Annotated in this window: 18 protein-coding genes; 9 read left to right on the top strand and 9 right to left on the bottom strand. The window is 45.2% G+C overall.

The features are described from left to right. Positions 1-36: 36 nt before the first annotated feature. The 8 genes from tssC to QMA41_RS02570 form a co-directional block, all read right to left on the bottom strand. On the bottom strand, positions 37-1,515 hold the full coding sequence (gene tssC, locus QMA41_RS02605; protein WP_006962088.1) for a type VI secretion system contractile sheath large subunit: 1,479 nt from the start codon (positions 1,513-1,515) through the stop codon (positions 37-39). After that, a complete protein-coding gene (gene tssB / locus QMA41_RS02600; protein ID WP_006962089.1) occupies positions 1,512-2,018 on the bottom strand; it encodes a type VI secretion system contractile sheath small subunit in 507 nt (168 codons plus the stop codon). Before tssB ends, tssC begins: the two co-directional genes overlap by 4 nt. A gap of 19 nt (positions 2,019-2,037) precedes the next feature. After that, positions 2,038-2,559: a type VI secretion system tube protein Hcp gene (locus QMA41_RS02595; RefSeq protein ID WP_006962090.1), complete on the bottom strand. Its 522-nt coding sequence runs from the start codon at positions 2,557-2,559 to the stop codon at positions 2,038-2,040. Between the two features lie 34 nt (positions 2,560-2,593). Then, positions 2,594-3,997 carry a type VI secretion system ImpA family N-terminal domain-containing protein gene (locus QMA41_RS02590; protein WP_281628765.1) on the bottom strand — a complete coding sequence of 468 codons (1,404 nt, stop codon included), beginning with the start codon at positions 3,995-3,997 and terminating at the stop codon, positions 2,594-2,596. Between the two features lie 396 nt (positions 3,998-4,393). Further along, positions 4,394-4,696 (bottom strand): PAAR domain-containing protein, encoded by a 303-nt coding sequence (locus QMA41_RS02585; RefSeq protein ID WP_019278072.1) that lies wholly within the window; start codon positions 4,694-4,696, stop codon positions 4,394-4,396. Next, positions 4,693-5,265: a hypothetical protein gene (locus QMA41_RS02580; RefSeq protein ID WP_029236348.1), complete on the bottom strand. Its 573-nt coding sequence runs from the start codon at positions 5,263-5,265 to the stop codon at positions 4,693-4,695. Before QMA41_RS02580 ends, QMA41_RS02585 begins: the two co-directional genes overlap by 4 nt. A 1-nt stretch (position 5,266) precedes the next feature. Continuing rightward, a complete protein-coding gene (gene tssI, locus QMA41_RS02575; protein ID WP_006962095.1) occupies positions 5,267-7,249 on the bottom strand; it encodes a type VI secretion system tip protein TssI/VgrG in 1,983 nt (660 codons plus the stop codon). Between the two features lie 193 nt (positions 7,250-7,442). Further along, entirely contained in the window at positions 7,443-8,240 is a 798-nt protein-coding gene (locus tag QMA41_RS02570; RefSeq protein ID WP_064487307.1) for a hypothetical protein, read from the bottom strand. Positions 8,241-8,522: 282 nt separating this feature from the next. Here QMA41_RS02570 and QMA41_RS02565 point away from each other — a divergent pair, with 282 nt between their 5' ends. The 8 genes from QMA41_RS02565 (at position 8,523) to QMA41_RS02530 (ending at position 19,223) form a co-directional block, all read left to right on the top strand. Beyond that, entirely contained in the window at positions 8,523-9,227 is a 705-nt protein-coding gene (locus QMA41_RS02565; RefSeq protein WP_021458177.1) for a GntR family transcriptional regulator, read from the top strand. 12 nt (positions 9,228-9,239) lie between these two features. After that, the gene (prpB, locus tag QMA41_RS02560) at positions 9,240-10,136 is read left to right on the top strand and encodes a methylisocitrate lyase (RefSeq protein ID WP_043007900.1); all 897 of its coding nucleotides are present in this window, start codon (positions 9,240-9,242) and stop codon (positions 10,134-10,136) included. 121 nt (positions 10,137-10,257) lie between these two features. Further along, the gene (gene prpC / locus QMA41_RS02555; protein WP_172855060.1) at positions 10,258-11,385 is read left to right on the top strand and encodes a 2-methylcitrate synthase; all 1,128 of its coding nucleotides are present in this window, start codon (positions 10,258-10,260) and stop codon (positions 11,383-11,385) included. Between the two features lie 80 nt (positions 11,386-11,465). Continuing rightward, positions 11,466-14,057, top strand: a complete 2,592-nt coding sequence (gene acnD, locus QMA41_RS02550) for a Fe/S-dependent 2-methylisocitrate dehydratase AcnD (RefSeq protein ID WP_281628764.1) — start codon at positions 11,466-11,468, stop codon at positions 14,055-14,057. A 9-nt stretch (positions 14,058-14,066) separates the two neighbouring features. Further along, positions 14,067-15,257 (top strand): 2-methylaconitate cis-trans isomerase PrpF, encoded by a 1,191-nt coding sequence (gene prpF, locus QMA41_RS02545; RefSeq protein ID WP_021458181.1) that lies wholly within the window; start codon positions 14,067-14,069, stop codon positions 15,255-15,257. 57 nt (positions 15,258-15,314) lie between these two features. Next, positions 15,315-17,192, top strand: coding sequence for a propionyl-CoA synthetase (locus tag QMA41_RS02540; protein ID WP_281628763.1), 1,878 nt, complete (start codon positions 15,315-15,317; stop codon positions 17,190-17,192). 112 nt (positions 17,193-17,304) lie between these two features. Beyond that, entirely contained in the window at positions 17,305-17,781 is a 477-nt protein-coding gene (locus QMA41_RS02535) for a GNAT family N-acetyltransferase (RefSeq protein ID WP_029236349.1), read from the top strand. Between the two features lie 14 nt (positions 17,782-17,795). Then, positions 17,796-19,223: a bifunctional NUDIX hydrolase/phosphatase PAP2 family protein gene (locus QMA41_RS02530; protein WP_281628762.1), complete on the top strand. Its 1,428-nt coding sequence runs from the start codon at positions 17,796-17,798 to the stop codon at positions 19,221-19,223. 29 nt (positions 19,224-19,252) lie between these two features. Here QMA41_RS02530 and QMA41_RS02525 read toward each other — a convergent pair whose 3' ends face one another. After that, a complete protein-coding gene (locus QMA41_RS02525) occupies positions 19,253-20,062 on the bottom strand; it encodes a Cof-type HAD-IIB family hydrolase (RefSeq protein ID WP_281628761.1) in 810 nt (269 codons plus the stop codon). Positions 20,063-20,237: 175 nt separating this feature from the next. Between QMA41_RS02525 and queE the strand changes: the two genes are divergently transcribed. Next, positions 20,238-20,888: a 7-carboxy-7-deazaguanine synthase QueE gene (gene queE, locus QMA41_RS02520; protein ID WP_281629156.1), complete on the top strand. Its 651-nt coding sequence runs from the start codon at positions 20,238-20,240 to the stop codon at positions 20,886-20,888. The last annotated feature ends 4 nt before the right edge of the window (positions 20,889-20,892 follow it).

Below are 20,892 nucleotides of genomic sequence, written 5' to 3'. Positions count from 1 at the left end.
GAAAGGAAGGCCGGATTGCTCCGGCCTTAAATTTGATTAACCTGGAATTTTAGCAACCATACGTACAGAGGTTGTTAGCTCTTCCAGTTGTAGCCACGGTCGTAGGTGTGCAACCGCCGAGTAAGAACCAGGTCGACCTGGCTGCTCGACTACTTCAATTCTAGACTCGCAAAGTGGCGTTTTAGCACGTTGCTCGTTGCCAATCGCACCAGCGTTGGTGTATTGATCAATCCAAAGTTGAAGTTCACGTTGAATATCCGGAGCTTCAAGGTTTGAACCTAGTTTGTCACGTCCCATTACTTTCAGGTAATGAGCAATACGGCTACTCGCCATGATGTATGGAAGACGCGCAGAGATAGCAGCATTAGCTGTTGCGTCTGGGTCTGTGTATGTCTTTGGTTTTTGGGTCGTTTGACCACCAATGAATACACCGTAGTTTGAGTTCTTGTAGTGAACAAGAGGCAAGAAACCTAAATCACTTAGCTCTTTTTCACGCTCATCCGTTAGGTTAACTTCTGTTGGACACTGTTGAACGAGATCGCCAGCTTCCGTTTTGTAAGTCAGGTTAGGGAGGTTTTCAACTTTACCGCCGTTGTCCAGACCACGAATAGAAGTACACCAGCCTGACGCAGTGTAAGCTTGAGTCATTTTAAGACCAAGATCGTAAGCTGCGTTTGACCAGACAAGTTGGTCGTTATTTTCTGGATTTGGATTACCATCCATATCCGTACCAAGCTCTTCATAATCGAATAGCTCAGTTCCAAGACCCTTAGCACCATATGGTAGGCGTGCAAGCGTTCTTGGTAGAGTTAGAGTTACATAACGCGCGTCATCACTTTCACGGAATGCATTCCAAGCTGCGTATGCCGGCGAATCAAAACCAGCGGCAACAGGTTTGCCTTCATCAAAAGTGGTGAAGTCGTTGAATTCGAACATTTGAGCGTTCGCTGCGGCAACAAATGGTGCGTGACACGCTGCAGCAACTTCACCCATATAGCGAAGTAGGGCAACGTCTTCGTCTTTTGCACTGAATTCGTAGTCGCCAATGAATGTACCGTAAGGCTCACCACCTGCAGTACCAAATTCGCCTTGGTAAACTGCGTTGAATAGTGGGCTACGGTCAATGGCCGGTGCATCTTCAAATTGGTCTAAAAGCTCTTCTTGAGAGAAATCAACCATTTTGATTTTAAGATCACGACCTAATTCACTTTCTTTCACCAACTTCTGCAAGCCGCGCCATGAGCCTTCAAGTTTCTGAAGGTCTTTTTGTTGCATGACTTCAGAAAGCTGCTTTGACAGTTTTTTGTCAATTTCTGAAATTGCATTTTCGATGGTTTTAGTAACGTTTTTATCCCACGTTACTGTACCGGAAAGTGCTTGTTCAGCTAGAACTGAGAACAGCTCTTTTGTTGTATCAGCAGGCGTTTGAGTGGTGGCCTCAATCGCTCTGTCTAGAAAACTCAGCGAACCTTCTGCTGCTTCAGTTTGCGTTTGATTTTCAGCTTCTGTACTCATTCTTCGCCTCCTTCCTTATTGACACCAAGCTCTTCCGATAATGCATTGATAGTATCTGCACTTTGGAGCACTTCTTTCAGCAGCTTCTCGAGATCGCGAGAGCGATCTGCTTTTGAAAGTAGTACTTTTAGCTGGTTACGGGTTTCAACAAGCTTTTTAAGAGGTTCTACTTGCTCGACGATAGCTTCAGGTTCAAAGTCTTTCATTGAGTTGAACTTCAAAGCAGCTTCAAACTGGCTATCATCGTCTGCAAGTACATTGTCGACTTTCAAAGACAACTCTGGGCCAACGCGTTTCATCACGGTGTCAAAGTTGTCTTTGTCAACGTTGTAGAACGTACGATCTTCAACGTCTTCCTTGTCTTGTTTATGACCAGAGTAGTCACCAATTACCCCAACCACAAATGGGAGTTCTTTGGTTTCTACAGCGCCATTAGTTTCCACATCGTAAGTAATACTTACGCGGTTTTTACTTACACGTTTGTGTTGGGAATTAAGTGCCACAATGGTTCTCCTTAACTAATTAAGCAGCAGTCGAAGTAACTTTCGCAGTTGTTGCATCGAAGCCAACTTCAGGACCTTTCTCGATCTTACCGCCTTCACCTTCGATGTAGTAAGCTTTCGAAATTTCAGTGTAGGTTAGAGAGAAAGATTCGTTTGGCAGAGTACCGTCAGAACCAGCCATGTTGTAGCTAGACATACGAGCTGCTTTTAGAGTTACGATTAGGTATGGATCTGCACCAGAACCTTCACGGTTTGGCTTAGTCATTACGATTTCAACTGTTTTACCTTCACCGCCTGGTGCGTAAAGGAAAGTTGTTAGATGCGGAGTTGCACCGTCACAACCACGAGTTACGTTGATTTCGCCAAGCGCAACCATACCTTGGTCAGCGTTGTTTGCGTTACCCACATCAATACCCACGCCACGAACAGCATTCCAAGTCACGGTGTCAATAGCAAAGAAGCCATCTTTACCACCGATCTTTTCTACAGTTGCTGCACCTTTAGGTGTAGTGCCATCAATTCTCATGAAAATAGAAGCCATGTTGATCTCCTTCGCTAATTAGCATTTAGTGTTTTTACCACTCGAAGTTACTAATACCACTTTCAGGTTGAGTAGTGTTCGCTTCAGTTTGAGTATGTTGTTCGCTCGTTGTGACTGGCTCTGAAGGAGCTGAAGCCGGCGGAGGCGGAACGTGAACATCTGGCTGAGTGAGCCCAGATGCGGAGGATAAAGTTTGTGCTGACGCTGATGGTTTATTACTAAGGTCAGCTTGAGATAGGTTGTCCATACCTGATACTTGATTGATATGAGCAATTACTCCTGAGTTACCACCTGTCATTTCATTTAGCAGTTCAGGTAGGCTCATGTAGCCCCATCGAATTGCTCGTTCTAGCAAAAATGGAATAGGGCTATGTGGTTCTGTTTGCTGAAAAAAATCTGAAATCTTACGTAATTCATGAAACGCTTGATCACGGCTGGTGATTACACCAGCTACTGGAACTTGCTGCACGACGGAAGCTTGAGGTGCTTGCTGAACTTGGTTTTGGGCGACAGGATCTGCATTGGTGGCTTCAGCAGAGGCTGGTTCAGCATTTGATGCTTCGACAGGTGCAGTTTCTTGAGGTGCTAATGCCGCTTCTGGCTGAGGTTCATCTGTGACAGGTTTGAACTCACTATCTAGCGGCCATCGAGCAAACTTGTCTCCCACAAGATATTGAATAGCATTGATCAAATCGGCTAAGTTTGCTTTTACGAATTTAAAGCTGGCAGGAGTTACACCGGCAGCCTGACATTCTTTAGCAATCAGTTTTTCAGCAGCATCAAAGTTTTGATAACTTTCAGAAAGTTTTGTGAGCGTCTCTTCTACATCGCGAGAAAACAGTGATTGCGCTCTATCTTTTAACTCCGCCATTGTGCCGTTTCTCTCTGCACGCAGAAAATCGCCAAAAGACACGTCGTCAATAAGAGAGATCATTTGAAGTGGCATATAAAGCGCAGTGGAATCTTGGCTTTCACCAACAAGTTGCAGCAGAGGCTTTAAACGAAATTCGATTAGTTCTTTTGTCTGACCAGCTTCATCGCTACTTTTTAACTTTTCGACTGGAGGGTGGGGGTTTAGAGTTCCCCAAAACGATTCGATGAAACCCGCTAGAACTTTTGTTGCACTTGCTAGGTTTTCATACGGTGAAGCTGTGAAAGGTTGGCTGGCAATGTACCAACCTAAAAACTCGATATCTTTGGTCTGAGATGTTAGCGCCTCAAACGTTGAGGTACGCAGCAAATCCCAGTTACTTTGGTTGGCTTCGATTAGCGCTTCATCGCTAGACGCATCTGGTGTTTCGATGAGTTGACGGAAAGAAGATTGTGCCGTGTTGTAGTTGTTTCTCAAAGTACGATAGGCACTACGATCTAACTTCAGGTATGTACCTGATGGGTGTTCTTCTGAGATAGGTGCCAATAGTGCTTCAATATCAACCATACATTTTCCGTTGCTAGTGTTTCACCAAAAGGTTTATAAATTGTTTTGTTAATTAGTATTAATAACTAAAAACTTACCTTTCATAGTCTAGGCTTATTTTTCGAAAAGGCTCGTTCATTTTTATTATTTGCTTTGAAAAGTGATCTGTCTCTAGAAAACTGGACGGATGACGTATATTTTTTATCAATACCTTGTTTTTGCTGTGGTTTACAAAAAATAAATTAGATTATTTTATGACCATAAAATGACATTTTTTGTTCAATGCATCCATTTATCGGGTATTGTGTTGCAACTTAATAAGCCAGTTTTATAGGTAAATATTTTACTTTTCTTGAACGTTAATTATCACTAATGTGTCTTTTGGCCTAAATTTACGCCAATTCGTAGATATTACTTTTATCCACCTATGAGTACTGTCGGCATCCCCAATACGATAGTTCCACCATGTGCCGTTGTATCACCCATTCTGGCTGCTGGTTTGCTATTGATAAGCACAGTGGCACTTCCCTTAATAATGGAATCTGGTGGACCGACACATACACACATGTCTCCAAGTGTAGCGGCAGGCATGTTTCCAACTAAAACAGTGGGTGCACCAGGGCCAGTAATTGGGCCTCCTACATGCGGGATAGGTGGAACCGCTGGTGTCTGCATAGGGCAGACGTGCATGTCTGTCAGCCGAGCTGCGGGTAATGTCATTTGAGACCTCCATTACCGCCGGAAGCGATGTCTAGTGCCGCTTGAATAGCACTTTCGTAATACTGTTCTGATTTATCCCATTCTGGAAGTGATGCAGCGTGATTGATCGCGCCGCCAACTGCTTTCGCATATAAAAATGGGTCAGGCAGTACAGCTGGCAAGTCTGGTGCTACGATGCTGCCTGAACCATTCCAAAATACAGCTTGAGTTAACCAAGAAGGGCCACAGTTCAACTCCAAGCGATTGGCAAGCAGTTCGGCGCGTCTTCTAAGCTCCTCTGATGGTGATTGAGCCCATTGCTTGACTGTATCAAGTGACATCTTCTGTGTATCTGTCCATACGTCGTTTCGAGTCGAAACGCAGCATAAAGCCCACCAAATGCTTTCTCGGACGGGCAGTGCATGCGCGAGAAACTGAATGAGATCGTTATAGAGCTTTGCTTCTTGGAGCTTTTTAATAACTTGGTCGATGGGTTGCTCTTCGCCAATGACTTCTTTTGCTTCATCAGAGGCTTGAAATCTCGGTAAGATCTGGGCGCTGCTTTGATAGGGAATCTTTTTATACATAATTTTAGTTTACCTTCACAATGGCGCCTTTCAGTTCGCCTAGTACGCCACCATCGAATGTGCCTTTCAGGCCAGATTTGAATTCAGCACTTAGTGAACCCTCGGCACTTAATGTTGTGCTGGCTTTAATCGCAATGCTTAATCCCTTGATACTGTTTGAACTGGTTGCTTCAAGTGCAGTTGTGGTGCCGGAAACTTTGTTCGCAGATGTAGCTTTGCTGGTGACATTGGTTCCTTCAAGATTGAGCGCACTGCTTGCTTTGATATCGATGTTCGTGGCTTCAATAGAGATAGATGACGAAGATATAGAAATTTTACTTGAGCCAACTTTGAGGTCGATGGAGTCATCAGCTTCGAGCGTGATGGACTTCGCTGAACCACTCATTGCTTTTGTGACGTTCAGGGTGTAATTGTCTTCTGTCGCAATTGTCATCGCTTTCGTCACCGACTGGCTCAATTCGCCTTTAACGGTTTCAGTATGATTGTTTTCAACCTCCTGAGTAATGTCTTTGGCAGCATGGAGATAAACCAGCTCGTTGTCTTTCTTGTCGTCGAAGTAAAGTTCGTTTGTCTGACCTGTTAATTTCGTTTTTATACCTGTTTTGGTCGCATTTGCTTCTTTATAAGGAGGTGCGTTTTTACTGTTGTAAACACTGCCTGTAATGATTGGCTGATCAGGGTCGCCGTCAATAAAGGAAACCAGTACTTCTTGACCAACTCGTGGAATAAACTGCGTCCCATAGCCGCTACCTGCCATCATTTGCGCGACACGCACGTAACAACTGGTTTTGTCTCCGCTGGCTTCGGTGTCCCAATGAAATTGGATACGGACTCTACCTTGGTCATCTTGGTTGATTTCACCTGCTGTTGAGCCTGCAACTGTAGCACTTTGCAAACCATTGACGACTTGCTTGGAACGTGGCTTAGGGTAAGTCGGTGTGGCTTTCGGGATCAGTTTTACTTCAGTGGCGCATCGAACATCATCCGCGTAGTGTGTGGATGTTTTGACAACCGAGAAATCACCAAGCTGAGATTTGTCTAAATGGCTGGACAAGGAAAACCACGTCGCAATCTCGAACATATCGTGTTCAGCCTGAGCAATAACAGATTGGTAATCTTGTTCTATTTGCTCAATGCGTCTTTTAGCCAGGTTGCTAGATAAGTCAGTCATATCCCCACTTATACCCAAATCAGGATAGTGGACGGATGCCAGTTTCGTATTGTTTGCAATCGTATTGCTGCTTGTTTTGGCTTTGCTTGTTACTAATTTAGACTGCGAGTAGTCATACGCCGTTAACTCAACACTCGCGCCATGGAAAGACATAACAGGAGCCCAAGACTTTATCAGTGGGAGACTACCGGAAGGGGTTTCCTGCATATCGAATTTGGCGACGTCGGCTTTGTCGAAGGGGGACTGAGCATCCTGAATGACCATTGTATGGTCACCGGATTCGTGCTCGAAGTAGTAATGAAGGCCCTCTTCGGCAAGCAATCGAGTAACAAAGTCAAAGTCAGATTCATTATACTGGAGGCAGTATTCTCTTTTTGTGGAAGGCAAACTAGAGAGCTTGTACTTCCCTTTGAAGCCTGCGTTGTCGAAGATGTCACTGACGATATCTTTAGTTGACTGAGTTTGATAGACGCGAAATGAGTGAGTATGCGTTAGTAGCCAAAACCAAGGCTTGAGAGTAATTCGGTACTGCATAAATTGCAGGTTAGCGTCTAGGCCCATTTGTTCAATACGAGCAATTACGCCATTGAAAGAACGTTGTAGCTTATTGCTGCCGGACTCGTTGGAATAACGATTAATCGTCAGTAATTGACCTAATTGATCTTTAACACTGAAACTAGAAGAAACGAGTATGGCGGTAATCTCAAAAGGAGTAGACAAAGCTTGAGTTACGGTAAATTCACTTACCGTATGCTCTTGATTTTTATAGTCCTTTGCCGAAATTAAGCTAGCCGACGCTGAATACTTATCAGCCATATAATATCCTTGAAATAATGAGTCTGTTACAAAAAAGACCTTAAAAATTATACTGATACGTACGATATAATTTGTTGGATTTATAAAAAGTAGCAGTAAACTGATCGTAAATAAATCCTACCACTTATTATAAAAGGCTGATTGTGTGTTGAATCGCTGAATGTGTGAGCCTCTCTCAGAATCCAGGATTCTCTTAACGGCTATCAACAACTAACAATTTTGCACTTCTATACGCGAAATCCATGCTTTCTACTTCATTTGGACGGTTGATTATCAAATCGACTGAAGGAAGCACGACAAAAAAGACCAATGGTTCTGGGTGAAGATACATCCACCGTAGGTTTGAATCTGACTTCTTATACACTTTCATATTGATAGTAAGAACTAAGCTGTCTTCAGAGAGCTGGCTGTCCTTAAAACGTCCCAATTCATGTACTGCTCCCCAAAGAGAATCGAGTGAGCGCTCGTGAGTACTTTTTAGAAACAACTCTAGCTGTAATTTATCCTCATCGTCATTCAGTGTAGTGCTTAGCCTCTGAGTAAACCGTAGCCCATCCTCGAAGGGTAGGTAATCTAGGTTATTGTCGACAATCTTAGAATCTAGTGGGCATAGTTGCACAGAATCAGCGGGTTGTTTGCTGGCATACAGCTCGCAAGTGAACTGCTTAATGATGGTTTTCAAGCCTTCATGGAACTGCTTATTCTGAATGTCCTTGACTGTCACAGAGGAGCTATTCAGCACTTCAGCAAATACTTTGGCGGCGTTGTTATTAACCTCATCGAGGTCTGCAACGTTGACATATTGATTGGACTTAATGGCGGTTTTGAGAACATTGTTTGATTCGATCACCGTAATGTCTTCGTCAGAGTATACGGTGTCTCTAAGTGCGGGGTAATAGGGTTCTCTCTTAGGTTCTGAGAACATTGAGCACGCTGTTAGGCTCAAACCTAGAGCAACAGCGATTGATGTCTTACCAATTGGAGTCTGCATCCTTGTCATAGATATCCATTGTTACTTCTATACTAACGATACTAATTACATATGAGAGTTAAGTCATTGTTCTTGTGTTGTTCTTGCCGATAGAGCTCACAAACAGAGATGAGAAACGAGTACTGCATTTCGTTAAAAGTCAGATGCCCTTACCGAATTAACTTATACCTTAGTCTAAATTGTCGACAATTATCTTGATTGTCGACAATTTGATCGGCTATTTTATAGGTATGGCATAAGAACTGTTGACACATTGGGTTGAGCAGGTAAGCGAGCAAATGTATGAATGATGAACTCACGACTCGTATGAAAAGTAGAGCAACAGAGAAAGAAAACACCAAATCAGAAAGCCTGACCGAAATTCTGATTGAAGCAATTGTAGAAGGTAGTTTAGAACCCGGAAGTAAGATCTCTGAGCCTGAGTTGGCGAAACGATTTGAGGTAAGCCGAGGCCCACTGCGAGAAGCCATTATGCGACTTGAAGGGCTGGGGTTGATTGAGCGCATTCCTCATGTCGGAGCACGAGTGATTGCCTTCTCCCCTGAAAAGCTGGTTGAAATCTATGCGGTTAGAGAGGCTTTAGAGGGTATGGCTGCGCGCTTGGCAGCACGTTATATCTCTCAGGAAGAGTTGTTGAGTTTGGAGCTATTGCTTGCCAAGCACTCAAAGCACATCGATGAAGTTGCAGGCGCTTCTTACTTTCATCAGGAAGGCGACTTTGATTTTCACTATCGTATTATTCAGGCGAGTCGCAATAGTAAGTTGATCGCCCTCTTATGTGATGAGCTGTATCACTTGCTGCGTATGTATCGATACCAATCGCCGAGGGCTCAATCCAGACCAAAAGAAGCGCTGAACGAACACAAATTTATCCTTCAGGCGATTCGTAATCGTGATGAAGAGTTGGCCGAAATGTTGATGAGAAGACATATCTCAGGCAGCAGACGATTAATAGAGCAACAAATTTTACTTGCTGAAAATGACTAGAAGGAAACTGTCATGAGTTTATCTCCAGGTGCGAAATTCAGAGCCGCCGTAGAGCAAAATGATCCTTTGCAGATTGTCGGTACGATTAACCCATACTGCGCCATGATGGCGAAAAACATAGGTCACCAAGCGATCTATTTATCAGGTGGCGGCATTGCCAACGCATCTTATGGTCTCCCTGATTTAGGAATTACGACCCTCAATGACGTCTTGGTCGATGTTGACCGCATTACTAACGCGTGTGATTTGCCTTTATTGGTGGATATCGACACTGGGTTTGGTGGCGCATTTAATATTGGTCGCACGATTAAAGCGATGGAAAAAGCCGGTGCTGCCGCTGTTCATATGGAAGATCAGGTGGCCCAAAAGCGTTGTGGTCACAGACCAAACAAAGCCATTGTCAGTCAACAGGAAATGGTTGATCGAGTTAAAGCTGCGGTAGATGCGCGTAATGACGAAAGTTTCGTCATCATGGCTCGCACTGATGCGCTTGCAGTTGAAGGAATGGATAGCGCCATTGAACGAGCGATTGCCTGTGTGGAAGCTGGCGCGGACATGATCTTCCCAGAAGCAATGAACAAATTAGAACAGTATTCACAGTTCTCTGAAGCGCTAAAGCAAGCGACCGGAAAACACGTGCCTATATTGGCGAACATTACCGAATTTGGCCAAACGCCATTGTACGGTGGTGAAGAGTTAGCCAAATCAAATGTTGATATGGTGCTGTATCCACTAAGTGCTTTCAGAGCAATGAATAAAGCCGCAGAAATGGTTTATGCCCACCTGTTGAAAGAGGGAAATCAAGAAGCACTGCTTGATTCGATGCAGACGCGTAAAGAGCTCTATGCGCACCTCAAGTACCACGATTACGAAGACAAATTAGATCAGCTGTTTTCAGAAGGAAAATAGCCAACGGAAACAAACGGAAGCCCAAGAAAAGTATCGGAAAACTTTTAATTCAATAACGTGAAACTTGTCCGAACAGAAATGCTCCATTCAGAGGGCAGAGCGGACAGAAAAGGAGTTCAACATGCCTACTAAAGAGATAGGTGGTGCAGGCCTACGAGGTCAAAGCGCCGGAAGCACTGCATTATGCACCGTCGGTAAAACAGGTACAGGTCTGACGTATCGAGGTTACGATATCACTGATCTAGCCAATAACGCGCAGTTTGAAGAAGTAGCTCATCTACTGTTACGTGGTCACTTACCGACGCAGCAGGAGCTGGATGCATACAAAACGCGTCTGATTGGCTTACGCGGCTTACCTTCTGAGCTAAAGCAAGCTTTGGAACTGGTTCCAGCAAGCGCTCACCCTATGGATGTGATGCGAACAGGTTGCTCAGTTCTAGGCAACCTTGAACAGGAAATGGATTTTTCTGAGCAACAAGACGCGACGGAACGAATGTTGGCGCTGTTCCCAGCAATCATTTGTTACTGGTACCGCTTCAGTCATGATGGCGTTCGAATTGATACCGAAGATCAGTCTCAAGATTGTATTGGTGGTTATTTTCTTAAAATGCTTACGGACAAAGATCCGAGTGAACTGCATAAGCAGGTCATGCATTGCTCACTGATTCTCTATGCGGAGCACGAGTTTAATGCCTCGACGTTTGCGGCTCGTGTGTGTGCCTCGACGCTGTCGGATATCCATTCTTGTATTACGGCTGCTATTGGTACTTTGCGTGGTCCACTCCATGGCGGGGCAAACGAAGCTGCGATGGAAATGATCGAAAACTGGCAGACGCCTGATGAGGCAGAAACCAACATCATGCAGATGCTAGCCAATAAAGACAAAATTATGGGCTTTGGTCATGCTATCTATCGTGAAAGTGACCCTCGAAATGCATTAATCAAACGTTGGTCGAAAGAGCTTTCAGATAAAGTGGGTGATACGCACCTTTATGCGGTCTCTGAGCGAGTCGAATCGGTGATGAAACGTGAAAAGGGACTGTTCTGTAATGCAGATTTCTTCCACGCTTCGGCGTACCACTTCATGGACATTCCAACCAAGTTGTTTACACCTATCTTCGTCATGAGCCGTCTGACTGGCTGGGCTGCGCACGTTTATGAGCAGCGTGCTAACAACCGCATTATTCGCCCAAGTGCGGATTACACAGGTCCTGAGCATCAGGATTGGGTTCCTATCGAAAAGAGGTAACACCCAGTTACCCAAGAGTCTCCTTACCAGCTAGTAGGGAGGCTCGGATACACGAATGTTATCTGAATGGAAGCAATGATATGAGTAGTACAGTGAATTCAAAATATCGTAAGCCGCTTCCGGGATCTGATCTTGATTTTTTCGATGCCCGAGAAGCAGTCAATGATATTATGCCAGGAGCTTATGAGACTCTCCCTTACACTTCGCGAGTTCTAGCCGAACAATTAGTGCGACGATGTGATCCTGAGTCGCTCACGGCCTCTCTTAAACAACTGATTGATCGCAAACGCGATTTGGACTTTCCTTGGTACCCAGCACGCGTGGTTTGTCACGATATTTTGGGGCAAACCGCTTTAGTTGATTTAGCCGGTTTACGTGATGCAATTGCAGACCAAGGAGGCGATCCTGCTAAAGTGAACCCTGTGGTAGAAACCCAGCTGATCGTCGACCACTCTCTGGCGGTAGAGCATGCGGGTTTTGAATCCGATGCGTTCGAAAAAAACCGTGCGATCGAAGAGCGTCGTAATGAAGACCGTTTCCATTTTATCGAGTGGTGTAAAACGGCGTTCGAAAACGTCAGCGTTATTCCTGCAGGTAACGGCATTATGCATCAGATTAATCTGGAAAAAATGTCACCTGTAGTGCAAGCTAAACAAGGTATTGCTTACCCGGATACCTGTGTCGGAACTGATAGTCATACCCCGCATGTAGACGCGTTAGGTGTTATTGCCATTGGTGTTGGCGGGCTTGAAGCTGAAACAGTAATGTTAGGCCGACCATCAATGATGCGCCTACCGGATATTGTGGGTGTTAAGCTCACCGGTAAACGCCAGCCCGGTATTACGGCAACGGATATCGTTCTGGCAATCACTGAGTTCTTACGCAATGAGCGTGTTGTCTCATCGTACCTTGAGTTCTTTGGTGAAGGTGCCAGTGACCTGACAATTGGTGATCGCGCAACCATCTCCAATATGACGCCTGAATACGGTGCGACAGCAGGTATGTTCTACATTGATGAACAAACGCTTACCTACCTTAAATTGACGGGTCGAGATGACCAACAAGTTGAACTGGTTGAGAACTACGCCAAGCAAACAGGCCTTTGGGCCAATGATTTAGATACGGCGCAATACGAACGAGTGCTTGAGTTTGATTTGTCGGCAGTGACACGCAATATGGCTGGCCCTTCGAATCCACATCGCCGCTTACCAACGTCAGAGCTAGCTTCACAAGGTATTGCAGGCCAGTGGCAAGAGAGTGAAGGTCAATTGCCAGATGGTGCGGTAATTATTGCAGCGATCACCTCTTGTACGAACACCAGTAACCCAAGAAACGTTGTCGCCGCAGGCTTGGTTGCCAAGAAAGCCAATCAATTGGGCCTTGTACGCAAGCCATGGGTGAAGTCGTCTTTCGCTCCGGGTTCAAAAGTCGCGAAGTTGTATCTTGAAGAAGCAGGTTTGCTTGAAGAGATGGAAAAACTAGGCTTTGGTATCGTCGCGTATGCGTGTACGACATGTAACGGGATGAGTGGTGCGTTAGACCCTGAGATTCAACAAGAAATCATTGACCGAGATTTGTATTCGACTGCGGTACTTTCTGGTAATCGCAACTTCGACGGGCGTATCCATCCTTATGCGAAACAAGCATTTTTGGCGTCACCGCCTTTGGTTGTTGCTTATGCGTTGGCAGGAACGATTCGCTTCGATATCGAGCGAGATGCGTTGGGTACAGACGCTGACGGCAAGCCTATCTACCTCAATGACCTCTGGCCAACTGACGAAGAAATTGACGCGGTAGTGGGCAAATACGTTAGACCTGAGCAGTTTAATCAAGTTTATATTCAAATGTTTAAACTTGATGATGAACAAAGCAACAGTAATCCTTTATACGATTGGCGGCCGCAAAGTACATACATTCGCAGACCTCCTTATTGGGAAGGCGCTTTGGCGGGTGAAAGAACGCTGTCTTCAATGAGGCCTCTAGCAATACTCGGTGACAACATTACAACCGACCATTTGTCTCCCTCTAACGCCATTCTTGCATCCAGCGCAGCAGGGGAGTATCTAGCGAAGATGGGAGTTCCTGAAGAGGACTTTAACTCCTACGCGACTCACCGTGGAGACCACCTTACCGCGCAGCGTGCGACCTTTGCGAATCCTAAGTTGTTTAACGAAATGGTTAGAGACGAAGGTGAAGTTGTACAGGGTTCTCTGGCTCGTATTGAGCCTGAAGGAAAAGTCACGCGTATGTGGGAAGCTATCGAAACCTACATGAACCGAAAACAACCCCTCATTGTTGTTGCAGGAGCCGATTATGGTCAAGGCTCATCTCGTGATTGGGCGGCAAAAGGCGTTCGCTTAGCAGGCGTTGAAGCTATTGTTGCCGAAGGTTTTGAGCGTATCCACAGAACCAATCTTGTGGGGATGGGCGTGCTTCCTTTGCAATTTAAAGAAGGAGTTAATCGTCAGTCGCTGATGCTTGATGGCACAGAACTTTATGACGTGATTGGTGAGATTAAACCGGGGACTGACCTTGCCTTAGTTGTGACGCGTCAGAACGGCGAAAAGCTGGACGTGCCAGTCACGTGTCGACTTGATACCGCCGACGAAGTCTCTGTTTACAACGCGGGTGGTGTATTGCAACGTTTCGCCCAAGACTTTCTGGCTCAGTAAGGAGTGATTATGAGTGAAATTAGACCGAGCCAGATAAAAGTCGCCGCGACCTATATGCGAGGTGGTACGAGTAAGGGTGTGTTCTTTAATCTTTCTGATTTACCCGAAGAGGCGCAAAAACCGGGAAAGGCTCGAGATGCGTTGCTGCTAAGAGTCATTGGTAGCCCCGATCCCTATGCTAAACAAATCGATGGTATGGGAGGGGCAACTTCGAGTACAAGCAAAACCGTCATCGTTTCACCGAGCAGTCAGCCAGAGCACGATGTGGATTACCTATTTGGGCAAGTTTCCATTGATAAGCCTTTTGTTGATTGGAGCGGAAATTGTGGAAACCTATCGGCGGCGGTTGGCCCGTTTGCGATTCATGCCGGGCTAATTCCTGCAGAGCGTATACCTGAAAATGGTGTGGTTGCGGTGAAAGTGTGGCAGGCCAATATCGGAAAAACGATTGTCATCCACGTGCCTATCCTCAATGGACTTGTTCAAGAAACTGGAGACTTTGAGCTAGACGGGGTGACTTTTCCTGCGGCTGAAATTCAAGTGGATTTCATGCACCCTGCTGCGGGTGATGGAAGTATGTTCCCAACGGGAAATTTAGTCGATGATCTTGAAGTACCTGAGGTTGGTACATTTAACGCTACTTTGATTAATGCTGGTATCCCAACAATTTTTATTGATGCCGATGCCCTTGGTTACTCTGGTACTGAGCTTCAACAAGATATCAATAGTGATGAGTTGGCATTAGCACGATTTGAAAAAATACGAGCTTACGGCGCACTCAAAATGGGGCTTATTGATAAGGTCGAAGAAGCGGAATCTCGCCAACACACCCCTAAGGTAGCTTTTGTTAGCAAAGCGAAGAGCTATCAAGCCTCAAGCGGAAAACAGATTGATGATAATGACGTTGATCTGCTGGTGAGAGCTTTATCTATGGGCCAGTTACATCACGCAATGATGGGAACAGCCGCAGTTGCCATTGCTTCAGCTTCTTGTGTGCCGGGGACATTAGTCAATTTGGCCGCTGGAGGCGGTGATAAGCATTCAGTGACTTTTGGACATCCGTCCGGAACGCTAAAAGTAGGCGCTAGGGCCACTCAGTCAAACCAAGGCTGGGTAGTAGAAAAAGCCGCAATGAGCCGAAGCGCTCGTATTTTGATGGAGGGCTTTGTGCGTGTTCCCTCCAATGTCTTTGAAGAATAAATCTCGTCGGTAACAAACCCGATGTAAGTAATGTCAGGACATACTGGAGGAAGCATTATGTCTGCATATCAGAAAGAATACCTTTGGGCACAGGAAAACCCACAGCAATTTTGGAAAGCGCAAGCCGAGCAATTGGACTGGTTTGAGCAACCTAAGACCATTTTGCAAAAGGATGAAAACGGTATTGAACGTTGGTTCCCTGATGGTGTGCTTAACACTTGTTGGCTTGCACTCGATTACCACTGTGAACAAGGAAGAGGGGAGACAACAGCACTAATCTATGACTCTCCTGTCACTGGTAACAAGCAAAAGTACACATACAAAGAGCTTAGGGATAAGGTCGCTAAGATCGCAGGGATGCTAGCAGAGCAAGGGGTGGAGAAAGGCGATCGGGTTGTTATCTACATGCCAATGATTCCAGAAGCTGCTATGGCGATGTTGGCATGTGCACGATTAGGTGCCATTCACTCTGTGGTATTTGGGGGCTTTGCACCAAACGAACTCGCAGTACGGATCGAAGATGCTGAGCCAAAAGTTATCATGACAGCGTCTTGTGGTATCGAGATCAATAAAGTCATCCCTTATAAACCTATGGTTGATAAAGCAGTGATGGATAGCCGTTGGAAACCAGAAAAGGTTTTGGTATTACAACGCCCACAGTGTGAGGCTGAATTAAGTCAGGCGCGAGACGTGGATTGGATGCAGGCGTATAATAACGCTTTACCTCACGCGTGCGTACCGGTTCTGGCCACTGACCCTCTCTACATTCTTTACACCTCAGGAACAACCGGAAAACCGAAAGGAGTCGTGCGTGACAATGGAGGCCACGCTGTCGCGATGAAGTACTCAATGAGTGCCATTTATAACGTTCCTCAGGATGGTGTTTATTGGGCGGCTTCTGATGTGGGTTGGGTAGTAGGGCATTCTTATATCGTCTATGCGCCGCTCATTCATGGCTGCACTACGATTTTATTTGAAGGCAAGCCCGTGAGAACGCCAAACCCTGGCGCCTTTTGGCGCGTGTGTGAAGAGTACAAGGTCGATGTATTGTTCTCCGCGCCAACTGCTTTCCGTGCCATCAAGAAAGAAGACCCAGATGGTGAGTACCTCAAGCAATATGACCTGTCGAATCTAAAAACCATCTTTATGGCGGGGGAACGTTTAGACCCTCCAACCTTAGAGTGGGTAGAAAGTAAAACCGACAAACCGGTTGTAGACCATTGGTGGCAAACGGAGACAGGTTGGGCAATCGCGGGTAACCCAACGGGGATTGAGTTGATGCCTGTTAAAGCAGGTTCAGCGACTAAACCCATCCCCGGTTATCAGGTTGAAATATTGGATGAGCTAGGTGAGCCTGTCGCGCCGAATAAACAAGGTTTTGTTGCGTTGAAACGCCCATTACCACCTAGCTGTTTACCTACCGTGTGGCGCAACCATGACCGATTCGAATCGGGATATCTGAGCCAGTTCCCAGGCTACTATGTGTCAGGTGATGGTGGTTACCTAGACGAAGACGGCTACCTGTTTATTATGGGCCGTATCGATGATGTGATTAATGTCGCCGGACATCGATTGTCGACCGGTGAAATGGAAGAAATTGTCGGTGGTCATCCGGCTATCGCGGAATGTGCGGTTGTTGGTGTGCATGATGACTTAAAAGGTCAGCTACCATTAGGGTTTGTGGTACTAAAAGACGGCGTCAAAGTCGATGACATGCAACTTGAAGGTGAGCTCGTGGGTAAGGTACGAGATGAAATAGGCGCAGTTGCTTGCTTTAAGCACGCGCTGGTCGTTGAGCGTTTACCGAAAACACGTTCGGGCAAAATACTTCGCAAGACCATTCGACAAATAGCCGATGGTGAAAAGTATACTGTTCCTTCAACCATTGATGATCCGACGAGTCTAGAAGAAATTCAGAAAGCCCTCGAATCATAGTTGAGACGCCGTTCCATAATAATTAATTAGCCCCTTCTTTAAGGGGCTTTTTTGTTGATAAATTTTTATGTTCGACTCACACTGTGGTTTTATTTGCGACATCAAAATAAATATGCACAAATTAGAAATTAGAGTCGCTCAAGCGCAGGACTTAGAATCGCTCAATGACATGATGTTCAGGCTGCACGATGAACATCATCAGCAATGCTCTGAACACTTTAAAACTGCTGAAGATATAGAGCAGGAAAAGAGCATCGCTCGATACTTAGATGACCCAGAATGTATTGTACTAATTGCTTTTGAAGATCAACGGATTGTTGGTTTTGTATCTGGCCATTTTTGCGAGCTGATTTCCAGCGTGAGTAAGCCTGTGCAAATGGGAAGTATCGATGAACTTTATGTCCTTCCAGAGTGTCGTAAGTCGGGCATTGCAAAACAATTATGCAAGTCGATTGAACAGCGTTTTGATGATTATGGCGTAAAGCAGATATTTGTTGAAGTATGGAATTTCAACAGCAATGCGCTGGATTTTTATAAAGAACTGGGTTTCGAACATCACATCCATTGGCTCCGCAAACCAGTGGGTTAAACAAGAAGTAATAAATGACCATTTTTAAGCAGTTGGATCGAGTGTTTCTGTTTTTTACACTCACATTTTTCTCATCTTTGCTTTTCGCTGAGCAAAAACAGCCAGAAATAGAAGGTGCCGCCTGTGTCATCAGAGCAGATGATAAGCTGGTGCTTGTTAATGAAATTTTGACTGGCAAGTCATGGTTGCCTGCAGGCAATGTGAAACGAGGCGAAAAGCCAGAATCAGCCGCACAGCGCGAAACTTGGGAAGAAACCGGGCTGGTTGTTTCAATCAATAAAGTTCTGGGTCAGAGAAACAACACGATTTATTACGATTGTATCTCTGATTCTGAAATTGTGGCGTTTCACATTGATGATTCATTTGATGCACACCAGTTACCAATATGGTTTGCACCGCATTATGGCGTTGAAATTGCGTCGGCAATGTTAATTTCGCCAGAGATGATCAATGCTCAGGAATATCGATTCCCAGAACAACTCAAACGGATTGCAGGGTATTTTGAGCAAGCAACTCCTCAACCTGTTCGATATGTGGATAACTTGGTTGAATCTGCGCCTACATTTAATCAAATGGAGTTGGCTTGGTTAAATGAGTTCCGTTTGTTGCTAGATAAGCTACCAACTCATGCCGAAGCCATTATTGAAGAGCTGTTTAAGTTAAGCCTTCAACTTAATCATCCCATTATTCTGTTGGTTCTCTTCCCTTATCTTTATTGGCGGTTTGGGCGAGATTTTAGCTATAAAGTGTTTTTCGCCGTAACAATTACGTCATTGATTGTTTTGCTTGCGAAACAAGGATTTCAACTCCCTCCACCACAGGTCTATCTTGCGAACAAGGCTTTGCCACAATTCTCAGGTTACAGCTTACCGAGTTTACCGTTTGCATTATGGATGTGCGTGATCACCTTACTAATCAATAAAATGAGGGAAAATGGGGCAGACTATCTTGCAGGTACCAGCGTGGGATTGATGACTTGGCTAGCTATTTCTAGTTTTTACACTGGGACGCACTTTATCGTCGATATGCTAAGTGGTTTGTTGATTGGTGGTCTGTGTGCCTGGCATCTGATCCGTTTAGATAACAAACGTGATGTAGAGTTAATGACATTGATACAGTCGAAAGCACTTTGGTTTGTGTTGATTGCTGCTGGCTTGGTGATGGTCTCTGTGTGGCCAATTCCGGTATTTGGTATTTGGTTAGGGATAATCGGCACGGCGTTAGGCGTGATTTACACAGCTGACGAAAATGAAAAGAAAATCACAGCAGAACTGATTATTCCAATTACTATCTCTATGGTCGCGATATATTGGTTGTTTGAGTACAGTGAAGTGTTTGTTTCTAGAAGTAGCGTTTTGTCATTCGGATTAGACGCCATTCGTTACCCAGTGCTTATGATTCTGTTTGTAGTCAGCGTTAGGAAATTTGCAAAAGCTGCCTAATGGCAGCTTTTATTGTTAACGCATAAGTATCATTGATTCAGTACATACTGCTCGATGACCAATGCAACGCCGTCATCATTATTGCTGGTGGTAATGTAATCAGCAATGGCTTTGGTTTGTTCCATCGCATTTTCCATTGCGACTCCAAGCCCCGCATAGCTAATCATATGGTGATCGTTTTCCGCGTCTCCCATACAAATCACTTCGTCAGCGTGGATACCAAGGTAGTCTGCAATCGCTTTGACCCCCACGCCCTTATTACTCTCAAGGTTGAGAAATTCTAGAAAGAACGGGGCGCTTTGTACTATGGTGAATTCCTGATGAAGTACATCTGGAATGGCTTTCGCAGCTTGCGTCAGTTTTGATGGTTCACCGACGATCATGGCTTTGATGATAGGGTGGTCGTCCTCCAATGAATCGAACGCCATTTCCGTAATCGGCACTTGGTTAATGTCGGATTCCAAGGTAGTAAACTCGTTATTCTCGGGCGTAATTAAGCCGTGCTCAGTACTGAATGCATGACAGTACAATCCTAGCTCTTTAGCGAGTTTCGCCACTTGTTTCGCACGTCGACCATCAATGTAGGCTTGATGAATCACTTTTCCAGAGCCAATTTCTTTTACTGTACTTCCGTTGTAGAACACCACAAATTCATTGTGTCCGTCTATGCCTAGTTCTGTCAGTTTCTCTTGCATACCTGCGAGGGGGCGGCCTGAAGCAAGAACGATTTTGACGCCCTGAGCTCGCGCTTTTTCTATGGCGGTTTTTGTTCTTTCTGAAATGGACTTGTCGCTGGTTAGCAAAGTGCCATCCATATCCAAAGCAATCAGCTTGTACATATACTTACCTAAAAGTTTTAAAGTTATCACTAAAGAAAGAAGCAGATTAAATGAGTGAATCGGAATGATCAATTTCTGATTTAGTTGACCTTCGCAGTGCAGTCATTTATGGTCTCGTTCCTGCTAAATATTGATGATGAGTTAGGCTGAGACAAAGTTGTACAAATTAAACGAAATGTTCGAAACCATTCAGGGCGAAGGTGTCTTTACTGGCGTTCCTTCGGTGTTTGTTCGTCTGCAGATATGTCCGGTAGGATGTGCTTGGTGCGATACGAAACAAACCTGGGATGCGACACCTCAAGACGAACGACCGTTAGCAGAAGTGCTCGCGAAAACGGAAGACTCGCCAACATGGTGTAGTGTGTCTGGAGGTGACATTATCGATCAGTATCGTCAACAAGGTTATCAGGCTAAGCACATTGTTATTACTGGCGGCGAGCCATGCATTTACGATTTGCGTCCGCTGACAGAAGCATTCGAAGCGATTGGATGTCGTTGCCAAATTGAAACCAGTGGTACATCACCAGTTCTTGCGAGTGAAAATACTTGGGTGACAGTGTCACCAAAAGTGGCAATGAAAGGTAAACTGCCTGTTCTGGACTGTGCTTTACTTCGAGCAAATGAGATTAAACATCCAGTGGCGACCGATAAAGACATTGAGCAACTCGATGCTTTGATTGAGCGCGCAGGCGTGCCTGAGAGCACGACTATTGCCCTACAGCCGATCAGCCAGAAGCTACGCGCCACTCAACTATGTATTGATACTTGTATTGCGCGTAACTGGAGACTCTCTATCCAGACACACAAGTATCTAAGTATTGCGTAAGGGA

It is taken from the genome of Vibrio sp. St2, assembly GCF_947311885.1.
Lineage (GTDB): Bacteria > Pseudomonadota > Gammaproteobacteria > Enterobacterales > Vibrionaceae > Vibrio > Vibrio coralliilyticus.
Note: the sequence above shows the minus strand (reverse complement) of the source record. Positions and strands in the feature narration are given on the sequence as shown.